At 60.0% G+C, this 17,948-nt stretch carries 13 protein-coding genes; 1 reads left to right on the top strand and 12 read right to left on the bottom strand.

Going from position 1 to position 17,948, the window contains the following annotated elements; translation table 11 throughout:
- Nucleotides 1–11: 11 nt before the first annotated feature.
- From radA to F8A88_RS09010, 9 genes are all read right to left on the bottom strand, one after another.
- Entirely contained in the window at nt 12–1,331 is a 1,320-nt protein-coding gene (gene radA / locus F8A88_RS08970; RefSeq protein WP_151150807.1) for a DNA repair protein RadA, read from the bottom strand.
- 566 nt (nt 1,332–1,897) lie between these two features.
- Entirely contained in the window at nt 1,898–2,188 is a 291-nt protein-coding gene (locus F8A88_RS08975; protein WP_151150808.1) for a hypothetical protein, read from the bottom strand.
- A 575-nt stretch (nt 2,189–2,763) separates the two neighbouring features.
- Nucleotides 2,764–4,029 (bottom strand): sulfate reduction electron transfer complex DsrMKJOP subunit DsrP, encoded by a 1,266-nt coding sequence (dsrP, locus tag F8A88_RS08980; RefSeq protein ID WP_151150809.1) that lies wholly within the window; start codon nt 4,027–4,029, stop codon nt 2,764–2,766.
- An 11-nt stretch (nt 4,030–4,040) separates the two neighbouring features.
- On the bottom strand, nt 4,041–4,814 hold the full coding sequence (gene dsrO, locus F8A88_RS08985; protein ID WP_151150810.1) for a sulfate reduction electron transfer complex DsrMKJOP subunit DsrO: 774 nt from the start codon (nt 4,812–4,814) through the stop codon (nt 4,041–4,043).
- Nucleotides 4,814–5,191 carry a sulfate reduction electron transfer complex DsrMKJOP subunit DsrJ gene (gene dsrJ, locus F8A88_RS08990; RefSeq protein ID WP_151150811.1) on the bottom strand — a complete coding sequence of 126 codons (378 nt, stop codon included), beginning with the start codon at nt 5,189–5,191 and terminating at the stop codon, nt 4,814–4,816. The genes dsrO and dsrJ overlap by 1 nt, the downstream gene beginning before the upstream one ends.
- 12 nt (nt 5,192–5,203) lie before the next feature.
- Nucleotides 5,204–6,862: a sulfate reduction electron transfer complex DsrMKJOP subunit DsrK gene (gene dsrK / locus F8A88_RS08995; RefSeq protein WP_151150812.1), complete on the bottom strand. Its 1,659-nt coding sequence runs from the start codon at nt 6,860–6,862 to the stop codon at nt 5,204–5,206.
- Nucleotides 6,863–6,906: 44 nt separating this feature from the next.
- Nucleotides 6,907–7,941, bottom strand: coding sequence for a sulfate reduction electron transfer complex DsrMKJOP subunit DsrM (dsrM, locus tag F8A88_RS09000; protein WP_151150813.1), 1,035 nt, complete (start codon nt 7,939–7,941; stop codon nt 6,907–6,909).
- 54 nt (nt 7,942–7,995) lie between these two features.
- Nucleotides 7,996–8,517, bottom strand: coding sequence for an RsbRD N-terminal domain-containing protein (locus F8A88_RS09005; protein ID WP_151150814.1), 522 nt, complete (start codon nt 8,515–8,517; stop codon nt 7,996–7,998).
- A 237-nt stretch (nt 8,518–8,754) separates the two neighbouring features.
- Nucleotides 8,755–10,839 carry a sensor domain-containing diguanylate cyclase gene (locus tag F8A88_RS09010; protein ID WP_151150815.1) on the bottom strand — a complete coding sequence of 695 codons (2,085 nt, stop codon included), beginning with the start codon at nt 10,837–10,839 and terminating at the stop codon, nt 8,755–8,757.
- A gap of 86 nt (nt 10,840–10,925) precedes the next feature.
- Between F8A88_RS09010 and F8A88_RS09015 the strand changes: the two genes are divergently transcribed.
- A complete protein-coding gene (locus tag F8A88_RS09015; protein ID WP_151150816.1) occupies nt 10,926–11,525 on the top strand; it encodes a VOC family protein in 600 nt (199 codons plus the stop codon).
- Here the strand turns inward: F8A88_RS09015 and F8A88_RS09020 are convergent.
- The 3 genes from F8A88_RS09020 to F8A88_RS09030 form a co-directional block, all read right to left on the bottom strand.
- Nucleotides 11,522–14,038, bottom strand: a complete 2,517-nt coding sequence (locus F8A88_RS09020) for a response regulator (RefSeq protein ID WP_161598367.1) — start codon at nt 14,036–14,038, stop codon at nt 11,522–11,524. The genes F8A88_RS09015 and F8A88_RS09020 overlap by 4 nt on opposite strands.
- Nucleotides 14,039–14,060: 22 nt before the next feature.
- Nucleotides 14,061–15,290: an HDOD domain-containing protein gene (locus F8A88_RS09025; RefSeq protein ID WP_151150818.1), complete on the bottom strand. Its 1,230-nt coding sequence runs from the start codon at nt 15,288–15,290 to the stop codon at nt 14,061–14,063.
- Between the two features lie 68 nt (nt 15,291–15,358).
- Nucleotides 15,359–17,941, bottom strand: a complete 2,583-nt coding sequence (locus tag F8A88_RS09030; protein ID WP_151150819.1) for a PAS domain-containing hybrid sensor histidine kinase/response regulator — start codon at nt 17,939–17,941, stop codon at nt 15,359–15,361.
- Between the last annotated feature and the right edge of the window lie 7 nt (nt 17,942–17,948).

The raw sequence follows: 17,948 nt of genomic DNA on the forward strand, positions 1-17,948 counted from the left end.
CGCTCCGGGCATCAACCCGCCTTGCCGAACAGCCGCTGCTGCAGGGCCGCCAGCGTGTGGCAGGTGTCCGGGTGCACGGGACTGTAGCCCAGCCGCTCGGCCTGTTTGAGCCGGGTCTCATGCGCACTGACCGGGCGTACCTGTCCGTTCAGGTCGATCTCGCCCCAGAATACCGAGGCTTCGGGCAGGGGTCTGTCGAGCAGCGAAGACAGGATGGACGCGGTAATGGCCATATCCAGCCCGGGGTCGCGTGTGGCCAGCCCGCCGCTGATCTTGGCGTAGATGTCGTAGTTGCTCAGGTTCAGGCGCAGCCTTTTTTCCAGCACGGCCAGCAGCAGGTGCAGGCGGTTGGTGTCCAGCCCCAGTGCGGTGCGCCGGGGAATGTTCAGGTAGCTCTTGCTCACCAGCGCCTGTACTTCCACCACAAACGGGCGCTGTCCATCAACGGCCATGGCCACGGCCGTGCCCGAAAGCCCGGCGTCGCGTTTGCCCAGAAAGAATGTGGACGGGTCTTCCACCACTTCCAACCCGGAATCGCGCATGGTGAAGACCACCAGCTCGTCGCTGGGGCCGAAGCGGTTCTTGAGCACGCGCAGCACGCGGGAGAAATGCTTGCGGTCTCCTTCCAGATACAACACGGTGTCCACCATGTGTTCCAGCAGCTTGGGACCGGCGATCTGGCCGTCCTTGGTCACGTGGCCCACAAGGATCAGGCTGGTGCCGCATTTCTTGGTGCGTTCCACAAGGTCCTGTGCCACGGCCTTGACCTGGCTCACGCTGCCGGGGATTCCCTCGACGTTGGGCGAGGCCAGCGTCTGCACCGAGTCCACGATGAGCAGGGCGGGCGGGTCGTTTTCCAGAATGTGCAGCACGTCTTCCACCCGGTTGGTGGCCAGCGCGGGCAGTCCCGGCCCGAGCAGCCCGAGGCGATCGGCGCGGGTTCGCAGCTGGGGCAGGGATTCCTCACCGGAAATATAGACCGAGCTGCCGCCCAGCGCGGCCTGTTTGCCGGCCAGCTGCAGCAGCAGCGTGGATTTGCCGATGCCCGGCTCGCCCCCAAGCAGGATGGCCGCGCCCGGCACAAGTCCGCTGCCCAGCACCGTGTCCAGCGCGTCGATGCCCGTGGGCCGCGCCCGGTGGTTTTCCGGCTGCAGGTCCTCAAGCGGGGTTATGGCGTTGCCCGGTTCCGGGCTGCGTACGGACCGGGAGGCCTTCTTGTCCACGGTCAGGGGAACCAGCGTGTTCCATTCCTTGCATTGGGGGCATTGGCCCTGCCACATGGGCGAGTGCGCACCGCATTCTTTGCATTCATATATCTGTTTGGTTTTCATGGCGATGTCCGTGCTGTCGAGTCGCGACTGTTACGGGTTGGAGGCACAGTGTACAGATATGCCAGACTTTGCCCACGGGGTCGAGGGTGGGGGGATAGGGGGGCGCTGCGCTTGGCCCGCAACAGCCCGCGTTTCTTCTCGGCAAATGCCGCAAATTCTTGCTTGGTTGAGCGGGGTCCGGGGGAAAGCGACCAATCAACCGACGAACAGGCGTCGAGTTAATTGATCAAACGGACGCATAATGCTGCCGAACAATTCCGACGGATTTTTCCCTCTATTCCGAGTGTCGACTGGAATCGAGCCATCGTATGGCTCGGTGCGATGCTGTACGCACGAGGTCGGTGGTACAGGGTCTAGAAAATTAGCGAGGCACTTCAAATTGCCGACGCAGGGATTGGTTCGTGGGGAGGGCGAGGAGGGTAGGTCGCAGGAAGGGAGGAGAGGGAGGGGGGACGCCCCCCTCTCTTCCCTCCCTTCCTCAAATGGTTCTCAACTGACTGGTGTAAAATATCACTGTGCTACTGCGCGTAAGCGCAACCACAAGGCTGAAATGCTTTTCAATTTCATTATTGCGCTGACGCGCAGTTGCACACCGCAAAAGCACATTTATTGAAGGTTTCGCCCTCCAGGGCGACCTTCTTTTTTTGCTGGCGCAGAAAAAAAGAAGGCAAAAAACTGCGCTTGGCCCGTAACCTCCCGCGTTCCCTCTCGGCAAGTGCCGCAAACCTTCGCTCCGGGCCGAGCCTTGCTCGGCTCAGGCTGCCGCCAAAAGCCTGATTGCTGCGTTGATGCAAAAAGACCAAATCCTCGCGTACCTGAAGTACGCGTCGGCCTTGGTCTTTTTTTTCGCCTTGCACTCAAACTTTTCTCAACAGCCTGTAAAATTGAGCCATCCTCCGCTCGTTTGAGCGGCACTAGGCCTCGTGGGTTTGAGCGGGGTTCGGGGGAAAGCAATAGCCTGACCGACGAACAGGCAACGAGTTGATAGGTCGAGTGGACGCGGTATGCCCTCGCACGGAGTAAGAGCACCCACTTACGGCGACAGAAAGCATTGGGCTGACCCCGGAAGTATGTTTAAAGCGCGAGCCACGAATCGGGCCAATCGCCGAAGGGAGTACCGGAACACCCGGAGCGTAGCGACTGTGTGACGGCCCGCAGGCGATTGCTGCGGGTTGCGGCGAGGGCTTTCAGGGGCGACGGGAATAAAGGATTTTTTGCCTCCTTTTTTATCCTTAAAAAAGGAGGTCGCCCGAGGGGGCGAGACCCCTCAAACAAAAAAGCTATGCCTTTGTACGACTGCGCGTCAGCGCAACAAACCAAATGCGGCGTAATACCAGAAAATTCCCCACCGCGCGTCAGCGCAAATGAAAAGGCCCGCCCCCAAACGGGGACGGGCCATGTACTCGTTTTCGCCGTGCCTGCGAGGTGACGCTTAGGCAGTGGCTTCGGCAGCTTCGGCCGCCGGTGCTTCTTCGGTCTCCGCTACGGAGCCGCAGTCGCAGTCGTCGTCTTCGGTGGAGCAGCCGCAGGGCAGAGCCTGGGAGTCTCCGAGCTCTTCCTTCACGCTGGTGGCGATCTTGAACAGGATCGTGACCACCAGTGCGCCGGAAGCGTAGATCATGGCCGAGACCATCAGTTCCTTGCCCGTGGGCCAGTAGGGAGTGATGGTGTCGAACGGCGTGGGGTTGAAACCGCCGATGAGCAGTCCGAGGCCCTTGTCGATCCAGGTTGCGATGACCAGAATGACCAGTGCCCAGGGCAGGATCTTCTGGTTGTTGCGCAGCTTGGGCGGAATGAGCAGGGCCAGCGAGATGGCTGCAAAGGCGATGAACGTCCACATCCAGGGCACCAGTTCATGGTGTCCGTGCGCGCCGGAGAACAGGTACACGATGGGGTGCATGTGTCCGGGCAGGTTGGAGTAGAAGGAGGTGAACACTTCCAGCAGGAAGAAGAACATGTTCACGACCATGGCGTAGGCGATGATCTTGGTCAGGGTGGCCACGGCCCTTCTGGGCATCTTGAAAGTGGTCACCTTTTCGGTGATCTTCAGCACCAGCAGCAGGATGGCCGGTCCGGAGCAGAACGCGCTGGCCAGAAAGCGGGCAGCCAGAATGGCGGTGAGCCAGTAGTGGCGGCCGGGCAGGCCCTGGTACAGGAACGCCGTAACCGTATGGATGGAGAACGCCCACACGATGGAGATGATGATGAACGGCTTCACCCACTTGGGATGCGGCAGGTGCATGCGGTCATGCTCCAGGCAGACCCAGCCGCACATCAGGTTCAGGAACAGGTAACCGTTGAGAACGATCATGTCCCAGAACAGGATGGAGTTCGGCGTGGGGTGGAAGATCATGTTCATCATGCGCTGCGGCTGCCCGATGTCCACAATGATGAACAAGAGGCACATTATGCATGCGGCAATGGCCATGAATTCGCCGAAGATGACCATGTGCTTGTTGGGTTTGTACTTGTGGAAGTAGTAGGGCAGCACGATCATGACGCCCGAGGCGGCCAGACCGACCAGGTACGTGAACTGGGCGATGTAGAATCCCCAGGAAACGTCGCGGTTCATGCCCGTGATTTTCAGACCAACGGTGAGCTGGTTGATCCAGACCAGGGCTCCGGCGCCGATGATCACCAGCAGGAAGCCTATCCAGGCCCAATATCTGGGAGAACCTTTCAGAGCTCTTTCAAGCATATTCGCCTCCTCTAGATGATGTAGTAGACGCTCGGCTCGGTGCCGGCGGTCGGTTTACGACGAATGGTGAAGTTTTCGCGCAGAACCTTGCGGACGTCGGAGTCCTTGTCGGCAAGGTCGCCGAAAACGATGGCACCATCGGAGGCCTCAACACACGCGGGTTGCAAGCCCTTGGCCAGGCGTTCCACACAGAAGTTGCACTTCTCGACCACGCCGCGCATGCGGGTGGGGAACTCGGGATTCAACTTGGTCGGGTCCAGGTATTCCCGGGGTTCGCCGAAGTTGAAGGAGCGGGAACCGTAGGGGCAGCCGGCCATGCAGTAGCGGCAACCGATGCAGCGATGGTAGTCCATGGCCACGATGCCGTCCGGGCGCTTGAAGGTGGCCTTGGTGGGGCACACGCGCACGCAGGGCGGGTTGTCGCAGTGGTTGCACAGGAGCATGTAGGAACGTTCCTTGACGTCGTCGTCAAGGTACGGGTTGTGCTGCTCCGGGAAGCATTCTTCGTACGGAGCGGACCAGATCCACATGATGTTCTGGTTGGTGGGCACGTCGGGCACGTTGTGCACGGCGTGGCAGACGTCCTGCAGGGCCTTGATGTCCTCGTCGGTATTGATCCTGCGGGTGTCCACGACCATGGCCCAGCGCTTGGCATTGCGGGCATTGGCTCCCGGCTTGACCGGGGAATGACCGCCGCCCGAGGCGAGGGTCGTCTTGGGCGCAACGCACAGTCCGGCAGCCGCCAGACCGGCCAACTTGATGAAGTTACGTCTGTTGTTTTTCATTATTTCAACCCCTCCGGCTGAATGTGGCAATCCCAGCAATAGGGGGTGACGCCTGCATCGTTGTGGCACTTGTCGCAGAAGTCGGCCTTGCTTTTGTGGCACTTCATGCAGGTGTTCTGCAGGCTGATCTCGAATTCCTTGCCTTCGTGGTTCACGTAGACACGCTTACCGTCGCGCAAGGCCCAGTCTCGCCATTCGTTCAGGAGTTGCATGTGCTTGGTGCGCATGAACTCAAGGGATTCGACACATTTTTTCTCATTGGCAGGCAACTTCAGCTCGGGCTGCTTGTACGCTTTTCCGACGTTGAACACGAACGGGGAAAGCAGCAGTCCGACGAAGATTACGATGCCGATTATGATTTTACCGCCGTAATGCATTCCTCAATCCTCCTACATGTTCGGGGGAGTCCAGTCGTCATCCTCGTCCTCGAAACCGGGGAGGGATTCCTGACGGAGGTTCATGGTGCGTTCCTGCTCGCCCGGCATGATCAGGGCGTTGCCCACCAGTTCGTGCACGCCGCAGATTTCCACGCCCGGGGCCCAGTAGTCCGCGAGCGGAATCAGGGTCGCACGGTCGATGGCGCAGATGCAGGACATCATGTTCACGCCGTGCTTGTCCTGCACGTATTTGAGCGCGTTGCCGCGGGGCAGACCTCCGCGCAGGCGGATTTCCATGATTTCCTCGGTATTCAGCCCGGAACCGCCGGCGCAGCAGAAGGTCTCTTCGCGGATGGTGCCCTTGGGCATCTCGTAGAAGTTGTTGCAGACGTGATTGAGCACGTAGCGCGGTTCGTCCAGCAGGCCCATGGCCCGTGCCGGGTTGCAGGAGTCGTGGAAAGTGACCTTGTACTGGTCGTTGCGGCTGGGGTCGAGGTCCAGCTTTTTGTGCTTGATCAGGTCGGCGGTGAACTCGGTGATGTGCACCATCTTGGTCACGGCGGCGTTGTGGAACTCGGTTCCGGTGATGGGGCTGCGGGGCAGGCCCATCTGCGAACCCTGAAGGTCGCCGTTCATGGTGTCCATGTACTGGTTGATCACGCGCCACATGTGGCCGCACTCGCCGCCGAGAATCCATTTGCAGCCGAGGCGGTTGGCCTCGTTGTACATCTTGGCGTTGAGTTTCTTCATGGCCTCGGAGTTGGTGAAGAGGCCGAAGTTGCCGCCTTCGGAGGCGTAGGTGGACATGGTGTAGTCCAGATCAAGGAAGTGGAAGAGCATCAGGTAACCCATGAAGGTATAGATGCCCGGGTCGGCGAAGACGTCGCCCGACGGGGTGATGAACAGGATCTCATGGCCCTTTTCGTTGAGCGGGGCCTTGACCTTGATTCCCGTGACTTCCTCGATGTCGTCGACCATGAAGTCCACGATGTCCTTGAACGCGTGCGGCTGGATTCCGAGGTGGTTGCCTGTGCGGTTGCAGTTGGAAACCGGCTCCAGAACCCAGTTGATGTTCAGACCCACCAGATGCATGAGTTCGCGCGCCATCATGGTCACTTCCGCCGTGTCGATGCCGTAGGGGCAGAACAGCGAGCAGCGGCGACATTCCGTGCACTGGTAGAAGTAGATGAACCATTCCTTGAGCACGTCTTCTTCCATCACGCGGGAACCGGTCAGCTTGGTCAGGATTTTTCCTGCCAGGGTGAATTCACCGCGGTAGATGGAGCGCATCAGCTCGGCGCGCAGAACAGGCATGTTCTTGGGATCGCCGGACCCGATGAAGAAGTGGCATTTGTCCGCGCAGGCGCCGCAACGCACGCAGATGTCCATGAAGACCTTGAGGGAACGGTACTTGTCCAGCCGTTCGCGGAAACCGTTCATCACGATTTCGCGCCAGTTGGAGGGCAGTTTCCAGTCCGCGTCTTCCGGGGACCATTCGCGCGGGTTGCCGAACGCTTCCGGAAGGTAGTTCATCATGTACTCGGTCTTGTCTTCTTTGGCCGGGTAACACCAGTTGCCCGGGGAGAAGTCCACCGGGGTCTCCATCCAGCCCGAAGCCGGAGGATTGTAATCTATGCTTTTGAAGAGTTCGTCAGCACTGGGCGTAGACATATTCTTCTCTCCTGTCGTTTGAATCTAACCGTATGTCCGACCAGCTAGGCTTCTTCGGGAGCCTTTGCGTTGTCAGGATTGTCCAGGGGCAACCCGGCCTCAGCCATCATCGGGCCGAAGTCCTTTTCGTATGCTTCATACGAAAGCGGCTTGATGTCCGGGTTCCACGGATTCTCGTGATGACGGAAACGGGTGTCGTTGGGCATGTTCCTCGTGGGAGACATGAAAACGCCGGGCATGTGCATGAGCTTGCTGAAGGGGAAGTACATCAGCAGCACGCTGACCAGGAACACGTGTACGAAGAAGGACACGTCGATGCCTGAGGGAACGTGCGGATTCAGGGAAACCAGACCCATGGTCAGTTCCTTGATGGCGATGACATCCACCTTGGCGTAGTAGCGCATCCAGATGCCGGAAAGCGCGATGCCCAGAATCAGGAACAGGGGGAAGTAGTCCGCGACCAGCGAAATGTACCGGATCTTGGCGTCCACCAACCTGCGCATGAGCAGGAAGAGCAGGCCGCCGACGATCAGCAGGTCGGACATGTACATCACCGGAGCGCCGATCTGCAGGATGCCGTCCATGAAGTCCAGGCCGTTCACGAAGAACGGGATGGGCTCAAGGAACAGGCGCAAATGGCGCAGCACGATGATCAGGAAAGAGTAATGGAACAGGAGGGCGAACAGCCACAGCCACTTGGACGAGGCGAACGCCACCACGGGACCGTTTTTGGTCTCGTGCAGGGAAGTGGAGGTGTTGCGGAACAGGGTCCTGAACGCACAGACTTCCAGAATCATGCGGATCACGGTCTGGATGCCGTTGGACGGGTTGTCCCATTTGTTCTGCTTGAACATCTCCGGGTCGTAAGAAAGTTGTTGGCCCGCCGTGGTGGGAATGCGGAAAGGTACGGGACTTCTGCCCCACCTTATGATTTTCACCACGGAAAAGACCAGAAAAATGCCGATTGCCGTCATCGGGATACAGATACCGAAAATGGTACTCAGGTGCGCCGCACCAACCCCGAAGAGCGGAATCAACACTAAAATAAAGACGAAAACGAGTGAGTACAAAGCATTCATCTACCGTCACCTCGCTTATGGTTTGGCCCTGCGAATCACCCGCAGGACCCGCCACTATTCCTCGACCTTGTCGGTCGTAACGTCCACGATCATGCGCGCCTTTTTCAAAAGCGTATGTTGCGATCGCTTCAGCTCCTCCACGCGCATTTTGTAAACTTGCTCCTGGTTTTTGAAGAGTATGTCCACGGCCATGAGCATCAGGTTGTCAACCTTGGCCTCGAACCGCAGGAGAACATCCAACTCCCCCTTCTCCTGCATCTCCTTGAAAAATTCGTCCCGCAGCAGTTTCTTGAACAGAAAAACGAAACTCAATGCCTGCGATGGACTGAAACTCTGCACGCCCCGGATTTTGATCAGCTTGTCCAGCGATGCGCAGATGGCCTCTGCGTTCTCCCATGTAAGGAGATGGTCCACCAGTTCCTCGGTGGATTCGCGAATGGTCGCTCCCACCGGGTTGCTGAACCGGTTTTTATTGTTTTTCCAGATTCGCTGGGTCTCGACCGGATAGGTCTCAAGCACCAGCATCCCCCACTTTTCGGCCAGTTCGGCCTTGCGATCGGCAATGCGCCGTTCCATGATTGTTCCTGCGTCCGCAAACCCGACACCGCAAGCCCGACGAACCGCATCCGGGAGGACGGGTCGGGATTGTTTTGCCGGGGTTCGGTTATATGTGAAAAACGTCACGTAAAACTGACAAGTCCTATTCCATGTGGTCTAGGAAAGGTCAAGGTTTTTCCACAAAAACCCCGGTTGGTAAAGGCTCTTTTTCCGGTGTTTTTTTCTTTGGGGAAAGCGGTTTCAGATGCGGGATTCTCAGGCTTTTTCCACCCGGTTCCGGCCTTTGCGTTTGGCCGAATACAGGGCCTTGTCCGCCCGGTGCATGGTTTCTTCGGCGTCGTGGTCGTCCCGGGTCATGGCCGCAAGCCCGATGCTGACGGTTACTGATTGCGGGCCCTGGGGCGTTTGCACCTGCAGTTCGCGAATGCTTTTGCACAGCCGGTGGGCTGCCTTGGCTGCGTTGGCCGAATCCGTTTGGGGCAGGGCCACGGCGAACTCCTCGCCGCCGATGCGTCCGAGCAGGTCGGAATCCCGCAGGGCTTCGCGGCAGCAGGCCGTGACCGCCTGCAACACCTCGTCGCCGATCTTGTGGCCGTGGGTGTCGTTGATGGTCTTGAAGTTGTCGAGGTCAAGCATGAGCAGGCTGAGCGGCGTGCGGTAGCGGCGGGAGCGGGAGAATTCCTTTTCGCACAGACGAAGGAATTCGCGCCGGTTGTACACACCGGTGAGCGAATCTTCCGTGGCCAGACGTTGGAGCTCTTTTCCCAGACGTCTTCGTTCGGTAACGTCGTGAATAACGGAATAGAGCAGCATGCGTCCGTTGACCATGACCGGACCGGAGTATACCTCCACGTCGCGTTCCCTGCCCCCGGCCGTCTTGTGGCGCAGCAGGAAATGGTTGCGGTTTTGCTGCCCTGCCCTCACCATTTCGCGGAACACGTCTTCCTCGGAATCCTGCTGCAACTGGTTGATGTTCATGGACAGCAGGGTGCCGCGCTCGTGGCCGTAGAATCTTTCGGCCGCGGGGTTGGCGTCGATGATATTGCCGTTGTTCGGGTCGTGCAGCAGCATGACCGCGTGGTTGTTCATGAAGAAACCGCGATACTGCTCCTCGCGTTCGCGCATTTCCCGTTCGGCTTCGATGCGGTCCGTCACATCGCGGAAAATGCCTTCCAGTGCCACGGGTTCGTTTTGTTCATTGTAGACGAGGTTGACGTTCAGTTCGCCCTTGACGGTGGCCCCGTCCTTGTCCTTGAAGTCTACCAGATAGCCGGAAAGGGCGCCGTCTTCGGTCAGCTTCTCCAGCATGGCTTTTCGGTCCGCCGGGTTGGCGTACAGCAGCGGGGTCACGTCCTTGCCGAGCACTTCGTGTTCGGCAAGCCCTATCTGCCGCAGGGCCGAGGGGTTGGCCATGAGCACGGCGCCTTCCATGCTGGTCAGGATATAGGCGTCCTTCATGGTTTCGAAGATTCGGCGGAATTTCTCTTCGCTTTTTTGCAGGGCCTTGCGCTGGGTCTCCATTTCGCTCATGTCCCGGGCCGAACTGAGGATCAGGGGGGTGTCGCCAGAATCGACCACGCATGAACGGATTTCCACGGGAAAGATTTCCCCGCTTGAGGAAACGTGCGCGGTGCGGAACCGGCAGGAGCCGTTTTTCAGTATGGTTTGCACGGTTTTTTCCAGGGAGGGGGCCTGCAGGGGCTTGTCGATATCCGATACGCACATGTTCAGGAGTTGCTCCCTGCTGTAGCCGAGGCGTTCGCAGGCTGCGCTGTTCACGTCCAGAAAGTACCCGTCCAGTGTGTGCAGGAATTGCGGGTCGGGTACGGACTCGAACAGGCTTCTGGTCCACTGCTCGGCATGGTGCAGCCGCTCGGTGCGGGCCTTGTCCCGCAGGTCCCGTTGTTTGGCCACGGCGATTTCAAGGCGGTCGAAAGCGTGCAAAATGCGTCTTCCCCAGTCTGTTCGTTTGGCGGCTTGTGCGTCCTTGTCCAGCAGCTCGAAATACAGGTCGCGGGCGAACTTGAGCAGCTTTGCCAGAGCGGCGTGGTCGCTGGTGAGTGTGGCGAGGCTCGCGGCGCAGTCCCGCATGGCGACGTTCGTCTGCCGATCTGTTTCGGCCGATTCGATGCCATGGGCCACGGCCCTGCATATGAGGCTGCCCGGTATGTCCGGGTTGCCGATGCACAGCTTTCGGGCCTGCCTTTCCACGTCCTGACAGAGGGTGTGGCTGGCAGACCGGAGCAGCAGTAACAGGGTTTCATGCTTCATGACGGCCTCGAGTATTGCGGAAAGGGGTATTCCGTAATCATAATGAAGCAGTTCCTGGCGTATTGCCATAGCGTTATTCTGTGTATAATCGGTCCGACCCGCACTTGTGCATGGGCCACCGGTTGCATATGTTGCCGGGAAAAACGGAGGAAGGCATGGTTCGGTATACAGGGGTCAACCATCTGGCCATGGTCACGGGCGACATGGATGCCACGGTTCGGTTCTGGCGCGATCTTCTGGGGCTGCGTCTGGTGGTCGGGCTGGGGCATCCGGGCTATCGGCACTATTTTTTCGAGCTCACGGAGAACGACATGATCGCGTTTTTCGAGTGGGATGGAGTGGAGCCGCTGCCGGAGCGGGATCACGGGTTTCCGGTGCGCGGTCCCGTTGCATTCGACCACTTGTCCATGGGCGTGGACTCGGATGACGACCTGTGGGAACTCAAGGACCGCCTGGAAGCCGCGGATATGTGGGTTTCCGAAGTGGTGGACCATGGGTTCATCCGCTCCATATACGCCTTTGATCCCAATGGCATTCCCATCGAGTTCAGCGTTGCCGAACCCGGGGTGGACGTGCGCCGGTATCCGGCCATGACAGATTCCCGACCCACGAAGACGGCACAGCAGGGGGCGGAGCCCGTGCCCGGCGTATGGCCGGAGGTTCGTACCCCGACCCCGAAGCGAGATCGGGCCGTTTACGAAGGAGAGGGCGCCGCCATTGTGGATGAGGTCAGGCGGCGCATGGGCAGGGGCTAGACGTCGGGCTTTGAAAGAACCCTGTTCATGACCCGCATCAGTGTGTCCATCTCGAAGGGCTTGGGGATGTATGCGTTCATGCCCGCCCGAACAAAGCGTTCGCGGTCGCCTTCCATGGCGTGGGCGGTCAGGGCGATGATGGGGATATTCCTGTTGGCCTCGCCTGTTTCGCCGTTGCGGATGCGTTGCGCGGCCTCCATGCCGTCCATGCCCGGCATCTGAATATCCATGAGCACGCAGCCCATGTCCGTGTCCTGCAGTTTTTGCAGGGCCTGTTCCCCGGACTCGGCGCAATGGACCGTGACCCCGTTTTGCTCGAGGATGCGCCGCGCCATGATCCTGTTGACACGGTTGTCTTCCACCACCAGCACCTGCATGTTCTCGGGCAGGGCGCAGGCAGAGCCTTCGCCCGTATTCCGGCGTACGCACGAGTCCGGCGGCAGGCCCACGTCGAGGCGGAAGCAGATGGTCGTGCCCCTGCCTTCCTCGGTGTTCAGGGAGATGGAGCCGTTCATGAGGTCCAGCAGCCGGCGCACGATGCCCAATCCCAGTCCCGTACCGCCGTATTTGCGGCGGTAGGAGCCGTCCACCTGCGTGAAGGCTTCAAAGGCATGATCGATGCGGTCGTCGGGAATGCCGATGCCCGAGTCCTCCACAGTAAAAAGCAGCCGTGCCGTGCCGTTGTCCGGCCCGGGCAGGATGGACACCGAAGCGTGCACGAATCCTTTGGGCGTGAATTTCATGGAATTGCCCACCAGATTGAAAAGAATCTGGCGGATGCGCCCGCCGTCGCCCATGGCCACTTCGGGCACGCCTTCGCCCACGGAATAATCGAGCTGCACTCCGCAGTTCCGGGCGTTGTGGGCAAAGGTCTGAATCACGGTCCTGAGCAGTTCCCGCGGCTCGAAGCGGGTTTTCTCGATTTCGAATTTTCCGGCCTCGATCTTGGAAAGGTCCAGCACGTCGTTGATGACCGTGAGCAGGCTGCGGCCGGATTCCAGGGCGGTTTCCACATAATCCCGTTGGTCCTCGTTCAGCTCCGTGCTCGAGCAGAGCTGGAGCATGCCGAGCACGCCGTTGAGGGGGGTGCGGATTTCGTGGCTCATGTTGGCCAGGAATTCGGTCTTGGACCGGCTTGCCAGTTCGGCCTCTTCCTTTGCCTGCTGCAGGGTTCGGGTGGCTTTTTTCTGCTCGGTGACGTCGATGCCCATGCTCAGCAGCCGCCGGGTGCCGTCCGTGTCCGTGAACGGATAATCGTAAAACTGGTAGACGCTTTCCCCGACGTCTTTTTCGTGAATCCGGGGCGTGCCCGAGGCCAGCATTTCCGAGGCCGGGCAATTGCGGCAGGGAGCGGTTGGGCCTGCGCCCCTGAAAAGTTCAAAGCAGTTTTTGTCCTGCGGGTCGCCGTAGATTTCCCGGAACCTGCGGTTGGCATAGTCGATGGTGTGGTCCATGTTCAGGACGTACACCGTGGCGGGCAGTTCCTCGAGCAGGGAAAGGAAGCGCTCGCGTTCCGCCCGGATCATGCGTTCGGCCATTTTTTGTTCCGTGATGTCGCGCAATACGCTGACCAGAATGCTTTCCCCGGTGTCCGGGTGGGAGAGCAGCGCCGTTTTTATGGAAAACGTGGATACCCGTTTGCCCGGTTTGGCCATGTCGAATTCGATGACATGGTCCTTGCCCGTGTTCAGCACCAGCGCGTCGGTCCGCTGCAGGGCGTTGGCGTCGTTGCGGGGCAGCAGGTCATGCTGGGTTTTGCCCAGCAGGGTTTCGCGCGGCAGTTCCATGGCCAGACAGAAGGCGTCGTTGACCATGATCAGCCTGTGGTTGGCGTCCTTGACCATCAGCGGGTCCGGGACCGTGTTGATGACCCTGTCCAGAAAATGGCGCGTCTTTTCCAGTTCGGCTTCGGCCCGCTCGCGGCTGGCCACCTGCTCGCGCAGTTGGGCGATCTTGACGGCCAGTTTCTTGTTGGCTTCCCTGTTCAGTTTCAGAAGCTGCAGGTTCTCCAGGGTGTTGGCACTGTTGAGCAGGATGATGGACAGCACGGACAGGGACGAGTCCATGACGGTTTTCACGTCTTCGTCCAGAATGCCGAGGAACAGCCCCATGGTCTTGTTGTTGGTGGCCACGCTGTGGATGAGCACGGAATCGTGACCCTGCTCTGACGGCGCGAACGTGTGCTTCTTGCGTTGCAGGGCCCATGCGATGGTCTTGTTTTCCGTCAGCCGCTCGAATTCCCTGTCCAGTTCGCCGCCGTAGATCGGGTCGCTTTCGTAATATTTTTCGAATTCGAGGGTCAGTTCGTTGACCAGATACATGCTCATGCCCTTGAAGCGCATGAGCTGGCTGATGCGCTGGCAGGTTTCCGCCAGTATGGCTGTCGGGGTGGCCAGATCGTTTTTGCCGCGGTTGAAATCGCCAAGGCGAGCCGCCATCTCCAGGGCTTCGAGGGTATGGCGTCCGGCCTCCTCCAGATGTTCGATGCGCCGGGCCAGGAGGTGGGTGTCCATGAATAGTTCCCGGGATTTCTTGTCAGTCATCGAAAAAGGCCGCCATGATGGTTTCGCCCTGTTGCCGGGCCTGGTTGACGATATCCATGAGGTCGTTGGCGGAAATGCCGAGCATGTCCCATGCCTCGGTGCTCAGGGGCGGCACGAACGGCGTGCCGTTGTTCCGCGGGAAAATGGCGTGGGATGCGACTTCCGCCACATGGGTCACGGCTGCCTCTTCCGGTCGCATCGCCCTGAGCGGGGCGTGGTGGTGCCGCACCTGATGTTCGATGAAGAACGGGAGCTTCCACTGCTTGAGCAGGGCGGCCCCGAGGTCGCCGTGGTCCCAGCCCCAGCATGTTTGTTCCAGTTCGTGCAGGGGCAGTCCGCAACAATGGGCCTGTTTCAGCACGGTCCGGATCATGCCCGGCTGGCTGCGCAGCAGGACCAGACGCCCCACGTCGTGCAGCAAGCCGGCCACGAAGAATCGTTCGTCGCCCGGGATGTCCGTGCGTATGGCCAGCAGGCGCGCAAGGGTGCCGCAGGTGACGCTTTGCAGCCAGAAATCCTGCATGCGGATCTGGTCTTCGGGTATGTCGTCGAATGAAGACATGACGGTGATGCCCAGGGCCAGGCTGGTGAGCTGGTTGGTGCCCACGATGGCCACGGCGCGCGAAAGCGTGTCGATTTTGCTGGGGAATCCGTAGAACGGCGTGTTGACCAGACGCAGCAGCCGGGCGGAGAGGCTCACGTCTTTGCTGATGATTTCAGCGACATAGGCTGCCGAACTGCACGGATTGCTCAACGCTTCGCTGATTTCGTGAAATATCGAGGGCAGGCTGGCCAGTTCGGCTTCGTTTTTGAGGATGTCGCCCATGTCCCGGTGTCGGGAGGCCACCGGAGCACTGTTGCCGGCATGGTATGGAGCCAGCATGGATTCGGCCTGTTCCGGGGAGAGAAGTTCGGATGCCCTGACCGCAAAGCTGCGCGCAAGGGCGCGCATGGCCGGATGCCGGGTGTCGTTCAGGCGAAATCGGTTGACGGCCAGTTTTTTGAACGGCTCGGCAAGAGGGGGCGCGGTTTCCTCGGCCTCGCAGCCGGAGGCGGTCACTTCACGTACGTCGGCCTCGTTGACGCCCCAGACCATGCAGGCCCGGATGGCCAGTTCGGTAAGCGGTTGCCCGGCCTTGAGAATGACCCTGCCCTCAAGTGTGCAGAGGTCGGAAGCCAGCGTCATGCCCGTTTTCAGCCGGTTAATGCCGAGAATGCCCATACGCGTTGTTTCCCCCCATGGAATTGCAAGGGTTTTCTATCCCATGCGGAGAAATAGGACAAGGTTTGTCAAACATGCTTTTCAAGCGTTTTTGCCAGTTCTGCATAGGATACCGGTTTGGCGAGGTAGGCGGTCATGCCCTGTTCCAGAAAGCGTTCCCTGTCCCCGGCCATGGCGTGGGCGGTCATGGCGATGATCGGAATGGCGGGATCGAAGTCGCCGCTGGTGTCGCTGCGGATCAGGCGGGTGGCTTCCGTTCCGCTCATTGCCGGCATCTGTACGTCCATGAGCACGCCGTCAAAACGTTCGGCGCGCAGGCGTTCGATGACTTCGCCGCCGTCGGCCACGCAGGATGCCTCGTACCCGATTTTTTCCACGAACCGTTTGGCCGCGATGCTGTTGATGCGGTTGTCTTCGGCAATGAGTATTCGTTTTTGGCGGTTCTGCTCCGCCGGGGGAGACAGGACCGCTTCGGGCCTGCTTTTTTCCCGCGGCCGGGAAAAGGGCAACACCACATGCATGGCGGTTCCGCTGCCGGGCCAGCTTTCTGCGGCCACGCTGCCGTTCATGAAGGACGCAAGGCGCCGCACGATGCTCAGGCCCAGCCCGGCCCCCTCGTATTGCCGGGTCATGGAGCCGTCCGCCTGCGTGAACGGTTCGAACACTTGGTCCAGTTTTTCATCGTCAATGCCGATGCCGCTGTCCTCCACGGTGAACATGACCCGAAAATCGGATTTGCTGTGGGTTTCGAGGCTTGCGGCCCGGATCGTCACAGACCCGCTGTCCGTGAATTTCACGGCGTTGCCCGTGAGGTTGAAGAGAATCTGGCGCAGCCTGCCCTTGTCGCCGTGAACGTGGCCGGGGACATCGTCGTCGATTTCCAGCCCCAGCCGGATCTGTTTTTCAAGGCATTGGCGCCGAAAGACCATGGTGATGTTTTCCAGCAGGTGGCGCAGGTCGAAGTCCGTGCTTTTCAGGGGCAGCCGCCCGGCTTCGATCATGGAAAAGTCCAGCAGGTCGTTGAGCAGGGTGTTCAAACCGCGTCCGGACTGCATGGCCGCGTCCACGAGGTCGATCTGTTCACTGTTCAGGCGTGTGTCCAGCAACAGCTGCAGCATGCCCAGCATGCCGTTGAGCGGCGTGCGCACCTCATGGCTCATGTTGGCCAGAAATTCGTTTTTCATCCTGCTGGCGTCTTCGGCAAGGTTCTTGGCCAACAGCAGGGCATCCTGCGTTTTCTGGCGTTCGGAAACGTCGTGCACGGTCATGTGGCGTACCCGTTTGCCCTGCATGTCGAAGTCTTCGGCGCGGGTTTCCAGAACCCGTTCCCGTTCGTCCGGGCCGCAACGGAACTGGGCCGTGCCTCCGGCCCGGGCCGTCTGTTCAATGGCGCTGTTGGGCGTGGTCCCGTTGGCGCGCAGAAGGCCGTCCACATTCATGCCCGCCAGTTTTTCGTGGGGCAGGGCAAAAAAATCGGCTGCGGCCCGGTTGGCGTCCAGTATCTCGCCGGTCTCCGGGACGAGCAGCAACTGGGCCACGGAACTGTCCCGGAACAGCACCTCGCGCAGGGTGCGGGTTTCCTTTTGGGCGGTCCGCAGGGCGGAGAGGTCCTGCACCGTGAATATGAGACCGGCGTCCATGTCCCCGCGCTTGATGGTGCCGGAGCTGAGCAGCACCTCCAACACCTTTCCCCGGCTGGTGACCATGCGGGTTTCCACGCTGCCGAATTCGTTTTTGGCGATCTGGGGGTGTTTGACCTCGCCCACGCGGCGGAATTCGTCCTCGTCCTCGTAGAGCTGGCGCGCGGGCATGTTCATGAGCTGTTCACCGCTGTAGCCCAGCATGGTCTGCAGGGTCCGGTTGGTCCAGCCGACAACCCGGTTGCGGACCATGCCGATGCCCAGCGGCGCGGCCCTGAGCACCGAGTCGAACAGCGCTTCACGCTCACGCAGGTCCTGTTCCGCCCTGTTGCGGGCTTCGATCTCGTAGTGCAGGTCGCGGTTGGCCGCGCTCAGCTGGTCGTTGGCAGCGGCCACCTGCTCATACATGCCTGCCAGTTCCCGGTTGGCGTCTTCCAGCTTGATCCGCGCCCTTTCCGCCTCGCTCAGGTCGTGGATGAGGATCTGCGTCAGCGATTTGGAGATGTGCTTGACGCTGACCTCCACCGGCACGTAGGACCCTGTTTTGGTACGGATTCTGCGGGTGGCGCGCATGGCCATGCCTGCGTCGAGCCGAAGGCGCTGTTCGGGCGTGATGGCACCATCGTCCGGATGGATGATGCTTGCGCCGGAAACACCCTGCACCTGGTCGGGGACAATGCCGAGAATGGCGCTGGCCCGTGGGTTGATGTCCTGGATCCGGCCGTCCCTGTCCACCAGCACGATGCCTTCCGAGGCGTGCCGGAACAGGTCGGCGTATTTTTCCGTTTCCGCCTTGAGCTGCAGCTCGGCCTTTCGGGTGCGTTTGCTGGCCAGCCAGAGGAAAATGATCGTTCCCAGCAGAGCCATGAACAGGACAATCATGATGAAAATGGCGTCCAGATGCGCCTCGAACAGGCCGTGCGGTTCTGCCGCAACCTGTGCGAAGGCGTTGGTGTGCAGGGCGGTCACGAACCACCATGAGGCAATCGATATGCTCAGCGCCGTGTTCACTCGCAGG

This window comes from Pseudodesulfovibrio senegalensis (genome assembly GCF_008830225.1).
In the GTDB taxonomy this organism is placed as follows: domain Bacteria; phylum Desulfobacterota; class Desulfovibrionia; order Desulfovibrionales; family Desulfovibrionaceae; genus Pseudodesulfovibrio; species Pseudodesulfovibrio senegalensis.